Source organism: Embleya sp. NPDC020886 (genome assembly GCF_044333915.1).
Taxonomy (GTDB): Bacteria; Actinomycetota; Actinomycetes; order Streptomycetales; family Streptomycetaceae; genus Embleya.
In genome coordinates, this window is record NZ_JBIRRX010000003.1 from 64,852 (window position 1) to 79,646 (window position 14,795).

Consider the following 14,795-nt stretch of genomic DNA (forward strand, 5'->3'; position numbering starts at 1 on the left):
GACGACCCCGAACCATCGAGTCCGCAACGACGAAGGAGTCCCATGGCGCGAGACGACACGGCGAACCCGGTCACCGAGGGCCGCGGCCGTACCGGGCGTTCGCCGATCCGCACCTGTCTGGCCACGGTCGTGCGCTCGGTCGAGGTGACCCCGCGCATGTTGCGACTGACGCTCGGCGGCGAGCGGTTGCGCGGATTCGACGGTGGTAGGCAGGCGGACGAACGGGTCAAACTGTTCTTTCCGCCTCTGGGCGAGTCGATCCCGGTGATGCCCGAATTCGGCCCGGACGGCCCGGTCCATCCCGACGGCTGCACACCGGCGCACGCGCGCAACTACACCGTGCGACGCTTCGACCCGGCCGGACCCGAACTCGACATCGACTTCGTGATCCACGGCGGCGGCCGCGCGGTCGAGTGGGCGCGCGACGCCCGACCCGGTGACGTCCTGGGCATAGCCGGCCCCCTGCCCGGCTCGCTCCCGCCCGCCGACGCCGACCAGTTGCTGATCGCCGGCGACGAGACGGCACTGCCGGCCGTCGCCTCGATTCTCGAACGCCTCGCCCCCGGCACCCGCGCACACGTCTTCGTCGAGGTCGCCGACCGCCACGAGGAACAGCCCCTGGTCGCCGCCCCGGACACCGACGTGCGGATCCGTTGGCTGCACCGCGATACCGCGATCGACGCGGACGAGGACCAACTGGCCGACGCGGTCTGCGAATTCCCCTGGCCCGACGGAACCGTGCACGCCTGGGTCGCCGGTGAGGCACTCACCGTCCGCACCATCCGCCGCTACCTGCGCAACGAACGCGGCCTGAACCGGGACACCCTGCACGCGGCCGGCTATTGGCGCCGCGGCAAGACGGTGGAGGAGTGGCTGAACGAAGCGGAGGACACCGAGAGTTGACGCTCGACCCGGCCCCCGGGCGCCGAAGGCGCACGGCCGACGCACGGGTTCGAGAACAACTCCGGCCAGGGGTGTCATGAAACCGCACGGTCGAGGCGTTACTCGTGTGACGCCAACGTGTGGAGGCCCCATGTCGGGAAGCAAGGCCGCGGACTTCGAGGAGTTCGCGCATGCGCGCAGCAGCCAACTGTTGCGTACCGCCTGCCTGCTCACCGGCGATTGGCACCTGGCCGAAGACCTGGTGCAGGAGACCTTCGGGAAGTTGTTCCCACGCTGGAACCGGGTGAGCACGATGGACGCCCCGATGGCGTACGCGCACACCACCCTGGTCCGCACCTTCCTGTCCGCGCGCCGACTCAAACGCTGGTCGGAGCATCCCGCCGAGGAACTCCCGGAGCCGCACGCGCCGGCCACCGCCGACATCGAGCTGCGGCTGACGCTCCTGGAAGGGCTGGCCCGGCTGTCCCCGGCCGATCGCGCGGTGCTGGTGCTGCGCTATTGGGAGGACTACTCGGTCAAGGAGACCGCGGACATCCTGCGGACCGCGCCCGGCACCGTACCGGTGCGCGCCAAGCGGGCCCTGGGCCGGCTGCGCACCCTCCTGGGCACCGAACTGGGCATCCCGGCGCCGACATGCTGACCGGACCCGAAGGCCACCACCGACCCCGTGATCGCGACCGGAAGGACGTGCAGGCCGTGTTCACCGATACGGACCCGTTCAGCGACGAGGACTTCGAGCGGTACGAACGGGAGTTGCCCGGTGCGCTGCGCGCGGTCGGCGACACGTTTCCCGGCCCCAGCTCCGACCTGGTAGCGCGTGGTCTCGCCCGCGGCCGGCAACGCCGGCGGTTCCGCACCCTGCGGCGGAGCGCCCTCGCCGCCGTCCTGGTGACGGCGAGCGTCGCCGGCTGGGCCACCGTCCGGGGCACGTTCGACGCGTCGACGGCCGGGCCCGGGGACCGCCCCGACACGCCCTGGGTGACCAAGGCGCCGCGCGACCTGATGCCCCTGCTGGCCGCGGCCGTTCCCGCCGACGGTGGACTGACCGACGGGGAGACCCACTTCGAGGCCGGCCTGCCGAGGGTGCTCCGGACCGAGGCGCGGGTCCAGGCGACGTACCGCAATCCGTCCGGATCCTCGGTGCTCACCGTGGTGATCAACCGCCCGGGTCCCGGAGGCGACCAGGACCCCGCCGCCACGACCTGCGCCGGGACCCGCCCGGAGGACGAGTGCACCCGCTCGACCGACCCGGACAACGGCGTGCTGATCGCCCGCAAGACCTCGAAGCAGGCGGGAAGCGTCGAGCAGGAGTGGCGTGCGGTGTACATCCGTCCGGACGGCGCACACGTCGACGTGCGCGTCGGCGGCAGATACCTGCTGCCGGGCGATACCACCGGCATTTCGGTGCTGAGCCTGGAGCAGATCGCCGCCGTCGCCCGCAGCGCGAGCTGGGAGCCGGTGGTCGCCGCCATACCCACCCCCGCACAGCAGGTCGCCGGGCTGGTGCCGGCCCTGTTGTCGCCCGGCTCGCACGTGGTGTCCGCGGACGGCTCCTCGGGCACGGGCGAGTTCGTGGTGGATACCCAGGGCAGGACGAACGGGCTGAACGTGAGCGCCGAGGCCGGCCCGGTCGGCGAGCGCCCGGTCTGTCCGCCGGGCGTCGACGGCAGCACCTCGGCGGGAGGTTGCAAGATCGTCAAGCTGTCCGACGGCACCCCGGCACGGATCGACACGGAGCGCACCGAGGACGGCCGGTACGTGCCCTGGGCCCTGACCGCGTTCCGCGCCCACGGACTCAGGATCCGCTTCGAGGCGAACACGCCGCCCGTGAAGGAGCGGGGCGAGAAGCGCTCGATCGACTGGGCCGGACTCCCCGTGATCCAGGAGCAGGCGAAGACGATCGCGGTCTCCCCGCGCTGGGACGCCCCCTGACCGGCCGGCACCGGTGATCCCGGGCCCGGGCCGCTGATCCACGTCGGCGATCGCCCGGACCCCCGCCCCCCGTCGGGCACCCGATTCCCCGAGGCAACCACCGCGTCGCCCCGGTGCGGACACACCGCGCCGGGGTGTGCTTCGCGCTGCCCGAAAGTGCCCGGCCGAGCCCGGCGGACCCGACTCCCCTCCAGCGACGAGAAAGCGCCCATGTTCCCTGCATCACGCGCGCGCCTGCGCCGGTCGGCACCGGAGGTGTCGAGGTTCGCCCTGGTGGGCGGCCTCGGATACACCACCGATGTCGTCCTGTTCAACATCCTCCGGACCCTCCTGGACACCCCCTCCCTCCTCGCCAAGCTCGTCTCGCTCGGCGCCGCCACCGTGGTGGCCTACCTGGGCAACCGCCGCTGGACCTATGGCGACCGCGCCATGGGTGACGAAGTCGCCGATGTCCGACGGCGTTTCCTGCTGTTCGTCGCCTGGAGTTGCGGCGGCCTGGCCATCCAACTCGGCTGCCTCGCGTTCTCCCGTGACGTGTTGGGCTTCGACGGCCTGCTCGCGGACAACATCGCCGGCAACCTGATCGGCATGGCCCTGGCCACGGCGTTCCGCTTCTGGGGCTACCGCACCCGGGTCTTCCGCGCCGAGCCCGCGGTCCCCGACGCGGCGTCCTCGCCGGTGGGCGCCCACGACGGGTCCGGGTCCGCGCGGTGAACGCCGCCGCACTCGTGATCGCGCTGCTGTGCACGCTGACCGGATGCTGGCATCTCGCCTGCGCGAGCGGGATGCGCCGAGCGGTGGACCTGGTGCTGGTCTGGCTGTTGCTGAGCACCGCCCAACTGTCCGCCCTGACCCTGCTGGTCGGCGGCCTGCTGCGGCACCTGGAGGCGGGCGCGCTGTTCGGCGCCGCGCTGGTGCTCGCCGCCGCGGAGATCGTGGCCACCCGACGGCCGGGCGCCGACCCGGCCCGCCGCCGCGGGGTCGCCGTCGCCGCCGGGTTGTGGCCCCGCGTCCTGCGTTGCGGTCGGCACCCGCTGGTCGTCGTGTCGGCGCTGCTGGTGGCCGCCCAGTACGGCTGGCGCGCCGCGCTGGCCGCGTTCCTGGGCCCGCTGGACTACGACGGACTGTGGTACCACCTGCCCGGACCCGCCATCTGGCTGCAACAGGGCTACGTCGGGCACACCCCGCAGGTGTTGTGGGCCGACGTCTACCCACAGGGCCAGGAACTGCTCACCGGCTTCAGCGGCGCCTTCGTCGGCGACACCCGACTCGGTTGGGCCTCCGGCCTCGCCTTCCTCGCCCTGGGCGCGGTCGCCACGGCCGGCCTCGCCCGTACCGCCGGTGCCCGGCGCGCACACGCCACCCTCGCCGGCCTCGGCCTCCTGGCCGTCCCCGCGGTATTCCTGGAAGCCTCCACCACCTACGTCGACTTCGCCACGGCCGCGACCGGCCTGACCGCGCTGCAGCTGACCCTCGGCATCCACCCCGCCGTCCGGGACGCCATCGAACACGGCGGCCTCGACGCGCGACGCCGGCTGCGTGGCCGGGTCCTGTTCGTCGGGATCGCCCTGGGACTGGCCATCGGCGTCAAGTCCTCGAACCTGCTGACCGCCGGCATGGTCGCGGCCCTGGTCGTGGTGCAGACCTGGCGCGTGGTCGGCGACCTGCGCCGCGCCGCGCCGAGCACGCGGCGGCAATCGGCCACCCGCTTCGCGCGGTTGCGCGAGCACGGCGCCGCCACCGCGCGGCTCGCCCTGCCGAACGCGGCCGTACTGGGCCTGCCCGCCCTCGCGTTGGGCGGCTACTGGTACATCCGCACCTGGATCAGCTACGGCAACCCGTTTTATCCCTTCACCATGCTCGGCTTCCACGGCAAGGGATCCGTCGACGAACTGATCATCGTGCGCAACACCGCGCCGGAGGTCGCCGGCGAGAGCAAACTGCGCGCCACCTGGCACTCGTGGCTCCACGACCGCGAACGGGTGGCCTACACGCACGACCAACAACCCGGCGGCTTCGGGCTGCAATGGATCTACGTACTGCTCCCGATCGTGCTCGTCGCCCTCGCCCTGTTCCTGCTCAGGCGCCGCTTCGATCTGTTGTGGGGGCTGTTGCTGCCGGTGCTCGTCTCGGCGACGGCCTCCCCGGCGCCGTGGTGGGCGCGCTACCAGTTGATCCTGCCGGCGTTCGGCTGCGTGTGTCTGGCGGCCGTGCTGACCGCCGTAGCCCAACGGCCGAGCGGCCGGGGGCCGCGTGGGTCGGTGCCCCGGGTGCTTCGCCGCGGTACGGCCGGCCTGGTCGCGGGCGCGTTCGTCGTGACCACGGCGATCTCCATGTGGTGGGCGACCCAGCCGACCAACACCTGGATCGGTGACCGGACGTCCGCGCACCGGGCGACCGTCCGCGAGACGGTGGATCTGATGCGCGACCCGGATCGGGACCGACGCATCCTGCCCACGGCCGCCTACGCCGCGATGAACCGGGTCCCCGACGGCCGGACCGTGGCCTTCACCGAGTTCACCCACCAGCGCTTCGTGAACCTGATTATGGGCGAACGCGGACAACGGCGCGTCACCAGCCTCGGCGAGCCGCGCGACGCCGCCGATTTCGACCGCCGGCTGCGGGCGTCCGGCGCCGGGTACGTCCTGCTGACGACCGGCGGCCCGGACCGTGATCTGCTGCTCGCCGTGCTGCGCGATCGGGCCCACTATCGGCCGGTGGTGCGTGGGAGCGGCGCGATCGGCTGGTTCGGCAGCGGAGCCGGCGCGGAACTCTTCGAGGTCGGCGACTTCACCGCGACCGTGTGTGCCGACCGGAAGCCCCGGCTGGCCGCCACGAAGCCGGACCGGGAGACCATCGCGGTCCTGCTGCAGGACGCCTGCGCGGCGCCGCTGTTCGAGGTGGAGGTGGCGCTCGTGGACGAGCGTGCGACGGCGATCGTTCGTACCTGGACCTCCCGGGAGGGCGAAGCCGTCCTGCGGATACCGCCCGACCTGGTCGGGAAGCCGCTGCGGGTGCGGTTCGAGGGCGACGGCTACTACGGCCCGGCCGAGAAGACCGCCGAAACCGGCCCCGGCGGTTGACGGTCTGGGCGGGGGCGGGTCCCGGGGTCCGTTCCGGGGACTTGTCGTATCCGACCGAAGGGGTACGCGAGTCCTGGGTCTTTCGGACGAGGCGCGGAGTGGGGTGTATTACCTAGCGTCGGAGTCATGAAATCGGATGATTTTCCCCCACCCCATGACGCCGACGATCCGGCGGTCGAACCTCGGCACGGGCCGCGAGCGCGCCCGATCCCGGGCCTGCGCCCGGTCGGACCGTTGTTGTGCATGGCCGCCGCGGCCGCCGGCGGACCCGCGCACAGCGCCGCCTCGGCCGCGACGCCCACCGATACCGCCGCCTCACGCGGTGACCCGGCGTGTGCGCTGGCCCGCTTTGCGTATCCCCTGGGCAGCACCGTCCCGGGCGGTTCCACGGCGGATCTGGAGCCGTTCGACACGATGATCCGCGGCGCGGACGTGGTCGGCGTGGGCGAGGCCACGCACGGTTCGAGCGAGTTCTGCACCATCAAGCACCGGCTGTTCCGCCACCTGGTCGAACACCGGGGCTTCCGCGGCTTCGTGTTCGCGGTGCACTGGGGTGCCGGGGTGCGCCTGGACGCGTGGGCGCGGCACGGCACCGGCCACCTGAGGACGATCATGGACGAGGAGTTCCAGGCCGGCAGCAGCCAGTGGAACACCGTCGAGACGCGTGATCTGTTCCGCTGGATGCGCACCTGGAACGTGCGCCACCCCGACGACCCGGTCCGGGTGGCCGGGGCGGGCGCCGACTACGCCGACCCCGCGCTGTTCGACACCGTGACCGCCTACGTCGCCCGGACCCGCCCGCATCTCCTGCCCGAGGTGCAACGGCTGTACCGCGAGTCCCGGCCCGCGGCCCGTATGGACGAGACCATCCGCGCCCGACTGGCCCGCCCCCTCGCCGATCGGGCCCGCCTGCGTGCGGACACCCGCCGCGTGCTCTCGCTCCTGGAACCGTGCCCGCCCGGCACCGCCGCCGCCGAACACGAGCTGATGCTCCGGCACGCCGCGGTGATCGCCCGAAACGCCACGCTGTTCGCGTTCGACACCACCGACGAGGTCGAGGCCGCGACGCGCTACCGCGAACGGGTGATGGCCGACAACACGCTGTGGTGGCAACGTCACACCGGCACCAAGATCTTCCTGTCCGCGCACAACGGCCACATCGCCGCCCGGCCCCGGGTGCCCGCCGGTGGGCCCGAGACCCAGGGTCGACTGCTGCGCGAGCAGCTCGGCGCCCGCTACGTCAACGCCGGATTCACCTTCGGCCAGGGGTCGTTCAACGCCGTGGACGCGAACGCCCCCGGTACGCCCTGGCGTCGCTTCGACATCGGGCCGGCGATCGCGTACGCCGGCGAGGACGTGCTGGCGCGGGTCTCCCGACGCGACTGGTACCTCGACACCCGCGCCGTGCCCGCCGGCCCCGCCCACGCCTGGCTCGCCGCCGCCCACCCCACCCGCAACCTCGGCGCCTCCTGGCCCGCCGACGAGTACGAGAACACCCGCCTGCACCCGACCTACGACATCCTCGTCCACGTCCACCACATCAGCGCCGCCCGCCACCGCTGATCCGCCGGTCGGATCCGCCGCGGATCAGGGAACGGGCGGCGTCGGGGGTGAGTTGTGCGGCCACGATCGACGTCAGGGCGAGCACGAAACCCACGCTCTGGATCGGGCTCAGGGACTGGTCCAGTACCAGCCAACCCAGTGCGGTGGCCACCGCCGGGGACAGCAGGGTGAGGAACGAGACCGCCGTCACCGGGAGTCGGCCCAGCCCCTGGAACCACAACGAGTGGGCGAGGGCCGTGGCGACCAGGGCCAGCCAGGCGTATCCGCCCAGCGCCGCGGCGTCCGGTATCGGGGGCGGCCCCTCGACGGCGAGCGCGACGGGCGCGAGCAGCAGGCCGCCGGCGGTGAGTTGCCAGCTCGTGAAGGCCAGGGTGCCGGCGCCCGGCGGACGCCCCCAGCGTTTGGTCAGCACCAACCCGGCCGCCATCGAGGCGGCGCCGCCGAGGCCGGCCAGGACGCCGATCGGGTCGAAGGAGATCTGCCCGCGAAGCACGATCAGGCCGACCCCGAGCACGCCGGCCACGCCCCAACCGAGTTGCCATCGCGTGGGGCGAACGCCGAGCAGCCCGAAGGCGATTCCCGCGACCAGGAGCGGTTGTACGGCGCTGAGCGTGCCCGCGACGCCACCGGGCAGCCGGTAGGCCGCGACGAACAACAGGGCGAACAGGGCCCCGATGTTCAGCGCGCCCAACACGGCCGAGCGCCACCACCACTCGCCGCGCGGCAACGTCCGGGAGATCAGGAGCAGGAGCAGGCCCGCCGGCAGTGCGCGGATCACGCCGGCCCCCAGCGGTACGCCCGGCGGCAGGTATTCGGTGGTCACCAGGTAGGTCGTGCCCCAGGTCGCCGGCGCCAGGGCCGCGAGGCCGGTGAACCCCCAGGTGCGCGCGGAGGTCCGGGCGGCAGCCGGTCCGGCGACCTCACGGGTCTGGGTCATCCGCCGTCCTTTCAACATTGAACTGTTCAACGTTGGGGGACGGTAGTACTCCTGTTAGCATCAGGTCAAACAGTTCAACGTTGAGGAGTGCCGTGCGGGACAACGTCGACTGGCGGCTGGACCAATGGAGAGTCGAGCGGCCCGACATCGACCCCTCGCCGATGGGCGTGGTCGGCCGGATCCAGCGCGCCTCCCGCTTCCTGGACCGCGAACTCGGGCACAACTTCGGCACCCATGGCCTGCAACTGTGGGAGTTCGACGTGCTGGGCACACTGCGCCGGGCCGGGCCGCCCTTCCGGCTGACCACCGGGGCCATCGTGGAAGCGTCCATGGTCACCTCCGGCGCGATCACCAATCGCATCGACCGATTGGTCGACCGAGGTCTGGTGACCCGGGAGACCGATCCCGGCAACCGGCGCTGCGTCCTGGTCACCCTGACCGACCAGGGTCGCGAACTCGTCGACGACATCCTGGTCGGTCACGTGGCCCTCGAAAACGAACTCCTGACGCCGCTGACCATCACCGAGCAGGAACAACTGGCGACCCTGCTCCGCAAGCTCCTGCTCGGCCTCGGCGACGGCCCGTCCGCCTAGCGGGCGGTGCTCGGCGCGCTACCGGGTGGTCAGCGGAAGCGGGCCAGGTTTTCGTGCAGGAAGGCGTCCAGGGTGCGCGGGGCGCGGCCCAGGATGCGGGCGACCGTGTCGGTGGGGGATTCCGGGCGGGACACGGCGAGTTGCTGGATCTCCACCACGTGTTCGGCCAGCCACGGGGGCAACTGGCCGCGGTGGATCAGGCTTTCCCGCAGTTCGTGCGGGGGCAGGTCCACGTAGCGGACGTCGCGGCCGAGCAGGCGGGTGAGGGTTTCGGCGAGGTCGCCGTAGCCGGCCGCCTCGCTGCCGGTGAGGACATGGGTGCCGCCGGCGATCTCGGGGCGGGTCAGCGCCGCCGCGGCGACATCGCCGATGTCGCGGCAGTCGACCCAGTTGCACGGGGCGTCCCGCATCGCGCCCAGGACGACTCCCTGCGCGGCCACCGCCGGCGCCAGGAGCAGCAGGTTCTGCATGAACGCGTAGGGGCGGAGCACGGTGTGGGCGAGGCCGGACGCGCGCAGGTGTTCCTCGACGGCGTGATGCCCGCGCGAGACCGCCACCGGGGAGTCGGGTTCGGCGGCCGGCGCGGAGATCTTGACGATGTGCTCGATGCCGCTGTCGGCCGCCGTGTCGACGACCCGCTTTTCCAGCTCGACCTGCGTCGGGCCGTTGGCCATGGCGAGGAAGAGTTGCCGGGCGCCCTTGAAGGCGGCGCGCAACGAGTCGACGTGCGCGGCGTCGGCGGACACGACCTCGACCGGCCGGCCGGCCGGGTCGCCGAACCGGGCCCGCAGCCGGTCCGGGTCGCGGGTCAGCGCCCTGCTCGGCACGCCCTGCGCGGCGAGGCTGTGCAGCAGTGCGCCGCCGGTGGTTCCGGACGCTCCCATGACGACGATCATCGGGTGCCTTTCGGTCCTGCCCCGGGGTGGTCCCGGGGAGTGGTGACTGGTGATGTGTGTTGGGCGTTGGGCGTCGTGTGCGTTGGGTCGACGGGTGTGCCGGGCGCCGGGTCTGCCGCCGGCGCGCGTGGTGGATGTGGCGCGGGTGGTGTGGACGGCCGGGTCACGGCTGCGACGGGTGGGCTCGTTGCGCCCCGCGCCAGCGCCAGGTGACGATGCTCGCGGCGAGGGCGGCCGACAGCGGCAGATCGATCCGCAGGCGAGTGATCCACGGGGTATCGGGCACGGCGGTGTGCGCGGGCAGCCATTGCGAGGCGAACCACCCGAGGAGCCCGGCGATCGCGGCCGCGCCGACGGCGAACAGCACGGTCATGACGACGCGCGGCAGGGCCGTGGTCCACGGGCGCGGACCCCTGCGACGTTGCAGCCAACCGCCGATCAGCAGTGCCACCACGGCCGAGGTCCCGGCGATGGAGGTGCAGGCCGCCACGGTCAACTCGGTCTGCCCGCCGATGACTCCGCCGGCGCCGGCCATCAGCGCCGGGGCGAGATAGGCGACCAGCACCTCACGCCACAGGACGAACGGGCGAGCGGCGCGGCGACCTGCGGCGGTCTCGTTTCCTCGGGGCACGGTGACCTCTGTTCCGTTTTCGCGCGGGATCGACGGGGTGAGTCGTGACATGGGAGGATGACCAACTTTCGGGTTTGTACTTAGGAGGCTAACTATTGGGGTATAAAAACTGTCCGCACCTGGGGGCGGTGCGGACTACTCCGCGGTCAGGGCTCCGATGCCCCGGACGACCCGGGAGAGCAGATCCAGGAACGTCGCTCGCTCGTCGACGGTGAGTTCGCCGACCATCTCCTGGAGTCGGGCGAAATGCTCGGGCGCCATGTCGCGCAACCGCTGCGCACCGCGAGCGGTCAGCACCACCACGGCACCCCGGCCGTCCTCCGCGGACGCCCGCCGGGCGACCAGGCCCTCGCGCTCCAGCCCGTCGACCAGTCCGGTCACCGTGGCCCGCGAAACGCCGAGGTCCGCCGCCAGCCGCGAGGGGGACTTCTCCCCGTCGTGGTCCTCCAGGTCCGCCAGCAGCCGGTATCGCCCGGTCGACAACCCGTACCTGGCGAAGTGCACCTCGGTGGCCCGACCCAGTCGGGCCCCCGCCGAGATCAGCCGCACCGCGACGAGCACCGCCTGCGGGTCGACCCCGAGGTCGTAGTGCGCCAACTGCCGCTTGGCCTGCTCCAGCGTGGGTGACTCGTTGTCGAGATCGTCCGTTGCCATAAAACTAATATGGCACCTAACTACATTCGGGTCAACCCGACTCGCGCCGACCCGAAGCGCGCCGACCCGACCCGGCGCCGAGAGCCGTGGCGGCGGGTCGGGTCGGCGCGGTCACCGTGCGAGCGAGCGGCCCGGGTCGATGCGTCCGTGGTCGAACGCGTGTCCTCTCGGCGGTCGACCGCGTCGGCCCGGGCGGGGCCACCGGCGCCGGCCCATGCGCATCGGTGAGTCCTGATTCCTGATCCGCTCCAGGCGCGCCGTCTCGTCCCGGTCGCCGCCGGAGCCGTACGGGCCGGTGAGCGGGGCGGGATGGCGCAGCGGGTCGGACAACGCGACCAGGAAGGGCAACTCCTCGCCGCGGCCGTCGGGTTCCTCGAACTCCATGCTCCAGCCCTTGGCCACCAGCACCGGACCGGACTGTCGACACCGGTTGTAGTCGATCAGGCCGGACAGGTCCTCGATGGTGGGTACTCCCTTCGTCGCCGAGGGCAGCCGCCCCCGGCGATAGGCCTGCCGCTCCCGCGCGGAAGCGCCTTCGTATTCGGGCACCTTGACGCTCCAGTAGGCGTGAATCGCCTGCCACAACACCGATTCGGGCGCGGTGACGAGGCCGTCGGTCCAATGCCTGCCACCGCCCACCTCGAAGGTCAGGAAGCCGCCGTCCCAGTTGTTCGGCTTGATCTCGGCGATGCCACGGGCGCCGGAATCGTCGAAGCCGAGCAGGTGGTGCGGGACGTCGATGTAGAGGGCGAGGCCCTTGTCGACCATCGCATGTTCGAACTTGCGCCCACCGGCGCCGACATGCTCGCGGTGTCGGTAGGCCAGGCTCGGACAGCCGGCCACCGCCTTCTCGTATCCGGCGACGGTGTCCGAACGCCCGGTCCACTCGCCGTACAACTGAATGATCACGCGTGACTCCCCACCTCAGCGCGCTAACCGACGGAAGTCAGCCAATCACTATCAGCGAATGCCCCGCAGGTAGGTTTTGCGCCAAGTCCCCTGCTCACCAGGGGATCCGGCCATCCGTGGCCGGATGTGGAGCCGTCATTCGATGCCCTGATCGCGCAGGCCGCAGTCGAATTCCCGACGGCGTCGGTGCGGTGCTTCGGTCGTCGAACCGCCTTCCGCGGTGGGGCCGGCGGGGCCGGCGTCCGGTGTCGTCGAGCGTGGTTGGGGCCAGCCGTGGAGGGCGTAGAGGATGTCGAAGTCGGACAGGTCCATCCAGCCGATGGGGTGGCCGGGGTCGTGTTCGACGTCGCCGAGCAGGACGGCCGCGGTGCCCTCGTGCGGACGGAGGTCGACGGCATGGCGCACGTCCAGCACCCGGACCAGCCCCGGAGAGAAGTCGGACGTGGGAGTGAAGTCCTCGCGTAGGCACCAGGTTTGCCCGGGTTCGGCGATCAACCAGGGCGAACCGTCGGCGAGTCGCTCGCACGCCACCCGCGTGGCGGCATCGCGGCTGAGGAGATCGTCCGTCATGAAGGCGTCGATCCACGCGTTGACGAGGGCCCCGGCAGCCTGGGCACCGAGGATCTGATCGATGTGCCTGTCGTTGGGGTTCACGGAACTCTCCTGAATGGACGGCCTTCGCGGAAGGCGGTGTGCGGACTCCGGCGGCGGATCGCCCGCCGGGCGGTACCCGATCCGGGACAACACGGGGAACGACGAGACCCATACCGGCGAGGAGTGTGATCCCGACGGCACGTTGCCGAGCAGAGCGGCGATCGCCGCCCGGGGCGGGCTGCGGTCGGGGAGTGCGTGGGCGCCGGGCACGGTGGCCCCTACCTGAACACGAATCCCGGATCCGCCCGGTTGCCCCGTGCGGCGCTTCTTCTGCGCCGGAACTCGCGCACGGTCATGCGCGAGAGCCTGGCACCGGTTCCGCCGAGATCGGTAGCGGCGCATCGACGGCGCATCCGAGCCCGCCGCGTCAATCGGGGAGCGCGACGGGGGAGGCGCCGATCGCGAGCTCCGTCCGGGAATCCGGCGCGGGCGCGTGGTCGTTCGGGTTGCCTACTCCGGTCCCCACCGGCTCGGGGAGACGCTCAGGGACCACAGGTCGCCGACGCGTGGGTCGTCCGGGTCGATCGGTTCGTCCGGGTCAAGGCCCGATCCATACGGGTCGGTGTCCGCGATGACGTGGATGCGGGTGCCGGAGCCCGGCACGCGGTACCGGTGCATGTCCGGTGCCTCGTCTTCGAGTTCGATCCGATATCCCAAGTCCTGGACGGCGACGCGCAGTTCCTCGAAAGCCATGCGCGGCGCGAAGGTCCCGTACCGCCGGGAGAGCGACGGCGGCACGGCCTCGGCGGACGGGCGGTGCGCCAGGCGGTGGATCTCGACGCCGAAGCCGAAGCACGCCATCCGGCCTCGGGAGTCCCGCGAGAAGTCGATCTCCAGCAGTCCGTAGTCCCGTCGCAGCAGGCCCTCGCCGGCAACATCGTCGAGATGGTCCGCGCCCAGGGCCGCCTCCCAGTCCGTCGGCCCCGAGTCGATTCCCGGACCGCCTTCGAAGACGGCGCGGCGGGTGGCGACGCCGGCGTAGAAGTCCAGGTCGCGCAGCCGGATGGGGTGAGCGGCGTCGATGGCCGCCGTGATGTCCCCGATCGTGTCCAGGTCGTTCCTGGTGGTGAGAACGACGCCGTGCTCCCCTTCCAGGTTGAAGAGCAGTTCCGCCTTCTGGATCGAGTCGAACCCGAGGTCGGCTTCCAGGTTCGTCGCCCCGGTGATGTCGCGCACGCTCACCCAGGCCAGGTTCGCCGCGGCCGCGATGACGGCCTTCTCCGTGGTGGTCACCTCGTACTCCCGGGTTCTCGGGTTGTCCAAGTCCAGGGTCTCATGATCGTGTCCACGCCAAACAACGATTGGGTGTCGTGCCGCGCTCGGCACGGCAACGCGGTGTGGCGAAGCGAGGAATTGGATTCCGGTCTGTAACCGAAAGGTTCGATCCTGCTACTGTGCAGCGCAGAATATGGAGATGGTTTCGGGGGAGGACGGCGATGGTCGAGGCAATGTCCGAAGACGGCAATAACGGCAACGATGCCAATGACGGTGATATCGAGACGTTGACGCTCGGGCCCGGTTGTTTCTGGTCATTCGATGCGGTGGCGCGCCGAACCCCCGGGATCGTGTCGAGCGTGGCGGGCTACGCCGGGGACAACGGTCCGCTGCCCGACTACGAGGCGTACATCCGTCATGGGCTCAACCCGCAGAAATTCGTCGAGGCCGTGCAACTCACCTTCCGGCCGGGCGAGATCTCGTTCGAAGAAGTATTGATCTTCTTCTTCCAGAGCCATGACCCCACCACGCCCAACCAGAGCGGCGCGGATCATGGCTCCATCTACCACTCGACGATCTTCTACGCCGACGAGGAACAGCGTGTGCGTTCCGAGAAGGTCATGGATTCGGTACGGCAACAACTGGGCCGGGATATCGTGACCGACCTGCGGTCGTACGGGCAGTTCATCGAGGCGGAATCCGACCAGCAGGACTTCTACAACAAGCATCGTTTCGAGCCGTATTGCCGGGTGGTAATCGAGCCGAAGTTGCGCACACTGGGGCTGAAGGTCGACTGAGCACGCCGTGGTGCGGCGCGGTTCCGTG

The 14,795-nt window shown here is 71.3% G+C and carries 15 protein-coding genes; 8 read left to right on the top strand and 7 right to left on the bottom strand.

The features are described from left to right. Positions 1–42: 42 nt before the first annotated feature. From ACH4U8_RS11240 to ACH4U8_RS11265, 6 genes are all read left to right on the top strand, one after another. On the top strand, positions 43–903 hold the full coding sequence (locus tag ACH4U8_RS11240) for a siderophore-interacting protein (protein ID WP_360320302.1): 861 nt from the start codon (positions 43–45) through the stop codon (positions 901–903). A 130-nt stretch (positions 904–1,033) separates the two neighbouring features. Continuing rightward, on the top strand, positions 1,034–1,543 hold the full coding sequence (locus ACH4U8_RS11245; protein ID WP_360320299.1) for a SigE family RNA polymerase sigma factor: 510 nt from the start codon (positions 1,034–1,036) through the stop codon (positions 1,541–1,543). 56 nt (positions 1,544–1,599) lie between these two features. After that, positions 1,600–2,835: a hypothetical protein gene (locus ACH4U8_RS11250; protein WP_395777081.1), complete on the top strand. Its 1,236-nt coding sequence runs from the start codon at positions 1,600–1,602 to the stop codon at positions 2,833–2,835. 210 nt (positions 2,836–3,045) lie between these two features. After that, positions 3,046–3,549: a GtrA family protein gene (locus tag ACH4U8_RS11255; protein WP_395777083.1), complete on the top strand. Its 504-nt coding sequence runs from the start codon at positions 3,046–3,048 to the stop codon at positions 3,547–3,549. Beyond that, on the top strand, positions 3,546–5,918 hold the full coding sequence (locus tag ACH4U8_RS11260; protein ID WP_395777085.1) for a hypothetical protein: 2,373 nt from the start codon (positions 3,546–3,548) through the stop codon (positions 5,916–5,918). Before ACH4U8_RS11255 ends, ACH4U8_RS11260 begins: the two co-directional genes overlap by 4 nt. Before the next feature lie 126 nt (positions 5,919–6,044). Further along, entirely contained in the window at positions 6,045–7,481 is a 1,437-nt protein-coding gene (locus ACH4U8_RS11265; RefSeq protein WP_395777087.1) for an erythromycin esterase family protein, read from the top strand. On the opposite strand, the gene ACH4U8_RS11270 is transcribed toward ACH4U8_RS11265, so the two are convergent. Continuing rightward, the gene (locus tag ACH4U8_RS11270; RefSeq protein ID WP_395777089.1) at positions 7,459–8,418 is read right to left on the bottom strand and encodes an EamA family transporter; all 960 of its coding nucleotides are present in this window, start codon (positions 8,416–8,418) and stop codon (positions 7,459–7,461) included. The genes ACH4U8_RS11265 and ACH4U8_RS11270 overlap by 23 nt on opposite strands. Before the next feature lie 92 nt (positions 8,419–8,510). On the opposite strand from ACH4U8_RS11270, the gene ACH4U8_RS11275 reads away from it, so the two are divergent. Next, the gene (locus ACH4U8_RS11275; RefSeq protein ID WP_395777091.1) at positions 8,511–9,011 is read left to right on the top strand and encodes a MarR family winged helix-turn-helix transcriptional regulator; all 501 of its coding nucleotides are present in this window, start codon (positions 8,511–8,513) and stop codon (positions 9,009–9,011) included. A gap of 29 nt (positions 9,012–9,040) precedes the next feature. On the opposite strand, the gene ACH4U8_RS11280 is transcribed toward ACH4U8_RS11275, so the two are convergent. From ACH4U8_RS11280 to ACH4U8_RS11305, 6 genes are all read right to left on the bottom strand, one after another. After that, positions 9,041–9,895, bottom strand: a complete 855-nt coding sequence (locus ACH4U8_RS11280; protein ID WP_395777092.1) for an NmrA family NAD(P)-binding protein — start codon at positions 9,893–9,895, stop codon at positions 9,041–9,043. 175 nt (positions 9,896–10,070) lie between these two features. Next, the gene (locus ACH4U8_RS11285) at positions 10,071–10,589 is read right to left on the bottom strand and encodes a hypothetical protein (protein ID WP_395777094.1); all 519 of its coding nucleotides are present in this window, start codon (positions 10,587–10,589) and stop codon (positions 10,071–10,073) included. Positions 10,590–10,673: 84 nt separating this feature from the next. Next, positions 10,674–11,192, bottom strand: a complete 519-nt coding sequence (locus ACH4U8_RS11290) for a MarR family transcriptional regulator (protein WP_360320272.1) — start codon at positions 11,190–11,192, stop codon at positions 10,674–10,676. A 111-nt stretch (positions 11,193–11,303) separates the two neighbouring features. After that, positions 11,304–12,101 carry a hypothetical protein gene (locus ACH4U8_RS11295; RefSeq protein WP_395777096.1) on the bottom strand — a complete coding sequence of 266 codons (798 nt, stop codon included), beginning with the start codon at positions 12,099–12,101 and terminating at the stop codon, positions 11,304–11,306. 135 nt (positions 12,102–12,236) lie between these two features. Continuing rightward, positions 12,237–12,755, bottom strand: coding sequence for a hypothetical protein (locus ACH4U8_RS11300; protein ID WP_395777098.1), 519 nt, complete (start codon positions 12,753–12,755; stop codon positions 12,237–12,239). 450 nt (positions 12,756–13,205) lie between these two features. Continuing rightward, on the bottom strand, positions 13,206–13,988 hold the full coding sequence (locus ACH4U8_RS11305; protein WP_395777100.1) for an acyl carrier protein: 783 nt from the start codon (positions 13,986–13,988) through the stop codon (positions 13,206–13,208). Positions 13,989–14,191: 203 nt separating this feature from the next. On the opposite strand from ACH4U8_RS11305, the gene msrA reads away from it, so the two are divergent. Continuing rightward, the gene (gene msrA, locus ACH4U8_RS11310; protein WP_360320260.1) at positions 14,192–14,767 is read left to right on the top strand and encodes a peptide-methionine (S)-S-oxide reductase MsrA; all 576 of its coding nucleotides are present in this window, start codon (positions 14,192–14,194) and stop codon (positions 14,765–14,767) included. Positions 14,768–14,795: the final 28 nt, after the last annotated feature.

Excerpts from the sequence above, each read along its gene's own strand:
- msrA (WP_360320260.1), top strand. The coding sequence starts at position 14,192 with ATGGTCGAGGCAATGTCCGAAGACGGCAATAACGGCAACGATGCCAAT.
- ACH4U8_RS11290 (WP_360320272.1), bottom strand. The coding sequence starts at position 11,192 with ATGGCAACGGACGATCTCGACAACGAGTCACCCACGCTGGAGCAGGCC.
- ACH4U8_RS11265 (WP_395777087.1), top strand. The coding sequence starts at position 6,045 with ATGAAATCGGATGATTTTCCCCCACCCCATGACGCCGACGATCCGGCG.
- ACH4U8_RS11270 (WP_395777089.1), bottom strand. The coding sequence starts at position 8,418 with ATGACCCAGACCCGTGAGGTCGCCGGACCGGCTGCCGCCCGGACCTCC.
- ACH4U8_RS11255 (WP_395777083.1), top strand. The coding sequence starts at position 3,046 with ATGTTCCCTGCATCACGCGCGCGCCTGCGCCGGTCGGCACCGGAGGTG.
- ACH4U8_RS11240 (WP_360320302.1), top strand. The coding sequence starts at position 43 with ATGGCGCGAGACGACACGGCGAACCCGGTCACCGAGGGCCGCGGCCGT.
- ACH4U8_RS11280 (WP_395777092.1), bottom strand. The coding sequence starts at position 9,895 with ATGGGAGCGTCCGGAACCACCGGCGGCGCACTGCTGCACAGCCTCGCC.
- ACH4U8_RS11245 (WP_360320299.1), top strand. The coding sequence starts at position 1,034 with ATGTCGGGAAGCAAGGCCGCGGACTTCGAGGAGTTCGCGCATGCGCGC.
- ACH4U8_RS11285 (WP_395777094.1), bottom strand. The coding sequence starts at position 10,589 with ATGTCACGACTCACCCCGTCGATCCCGCGCGAAAACGGAACAGAGGTC.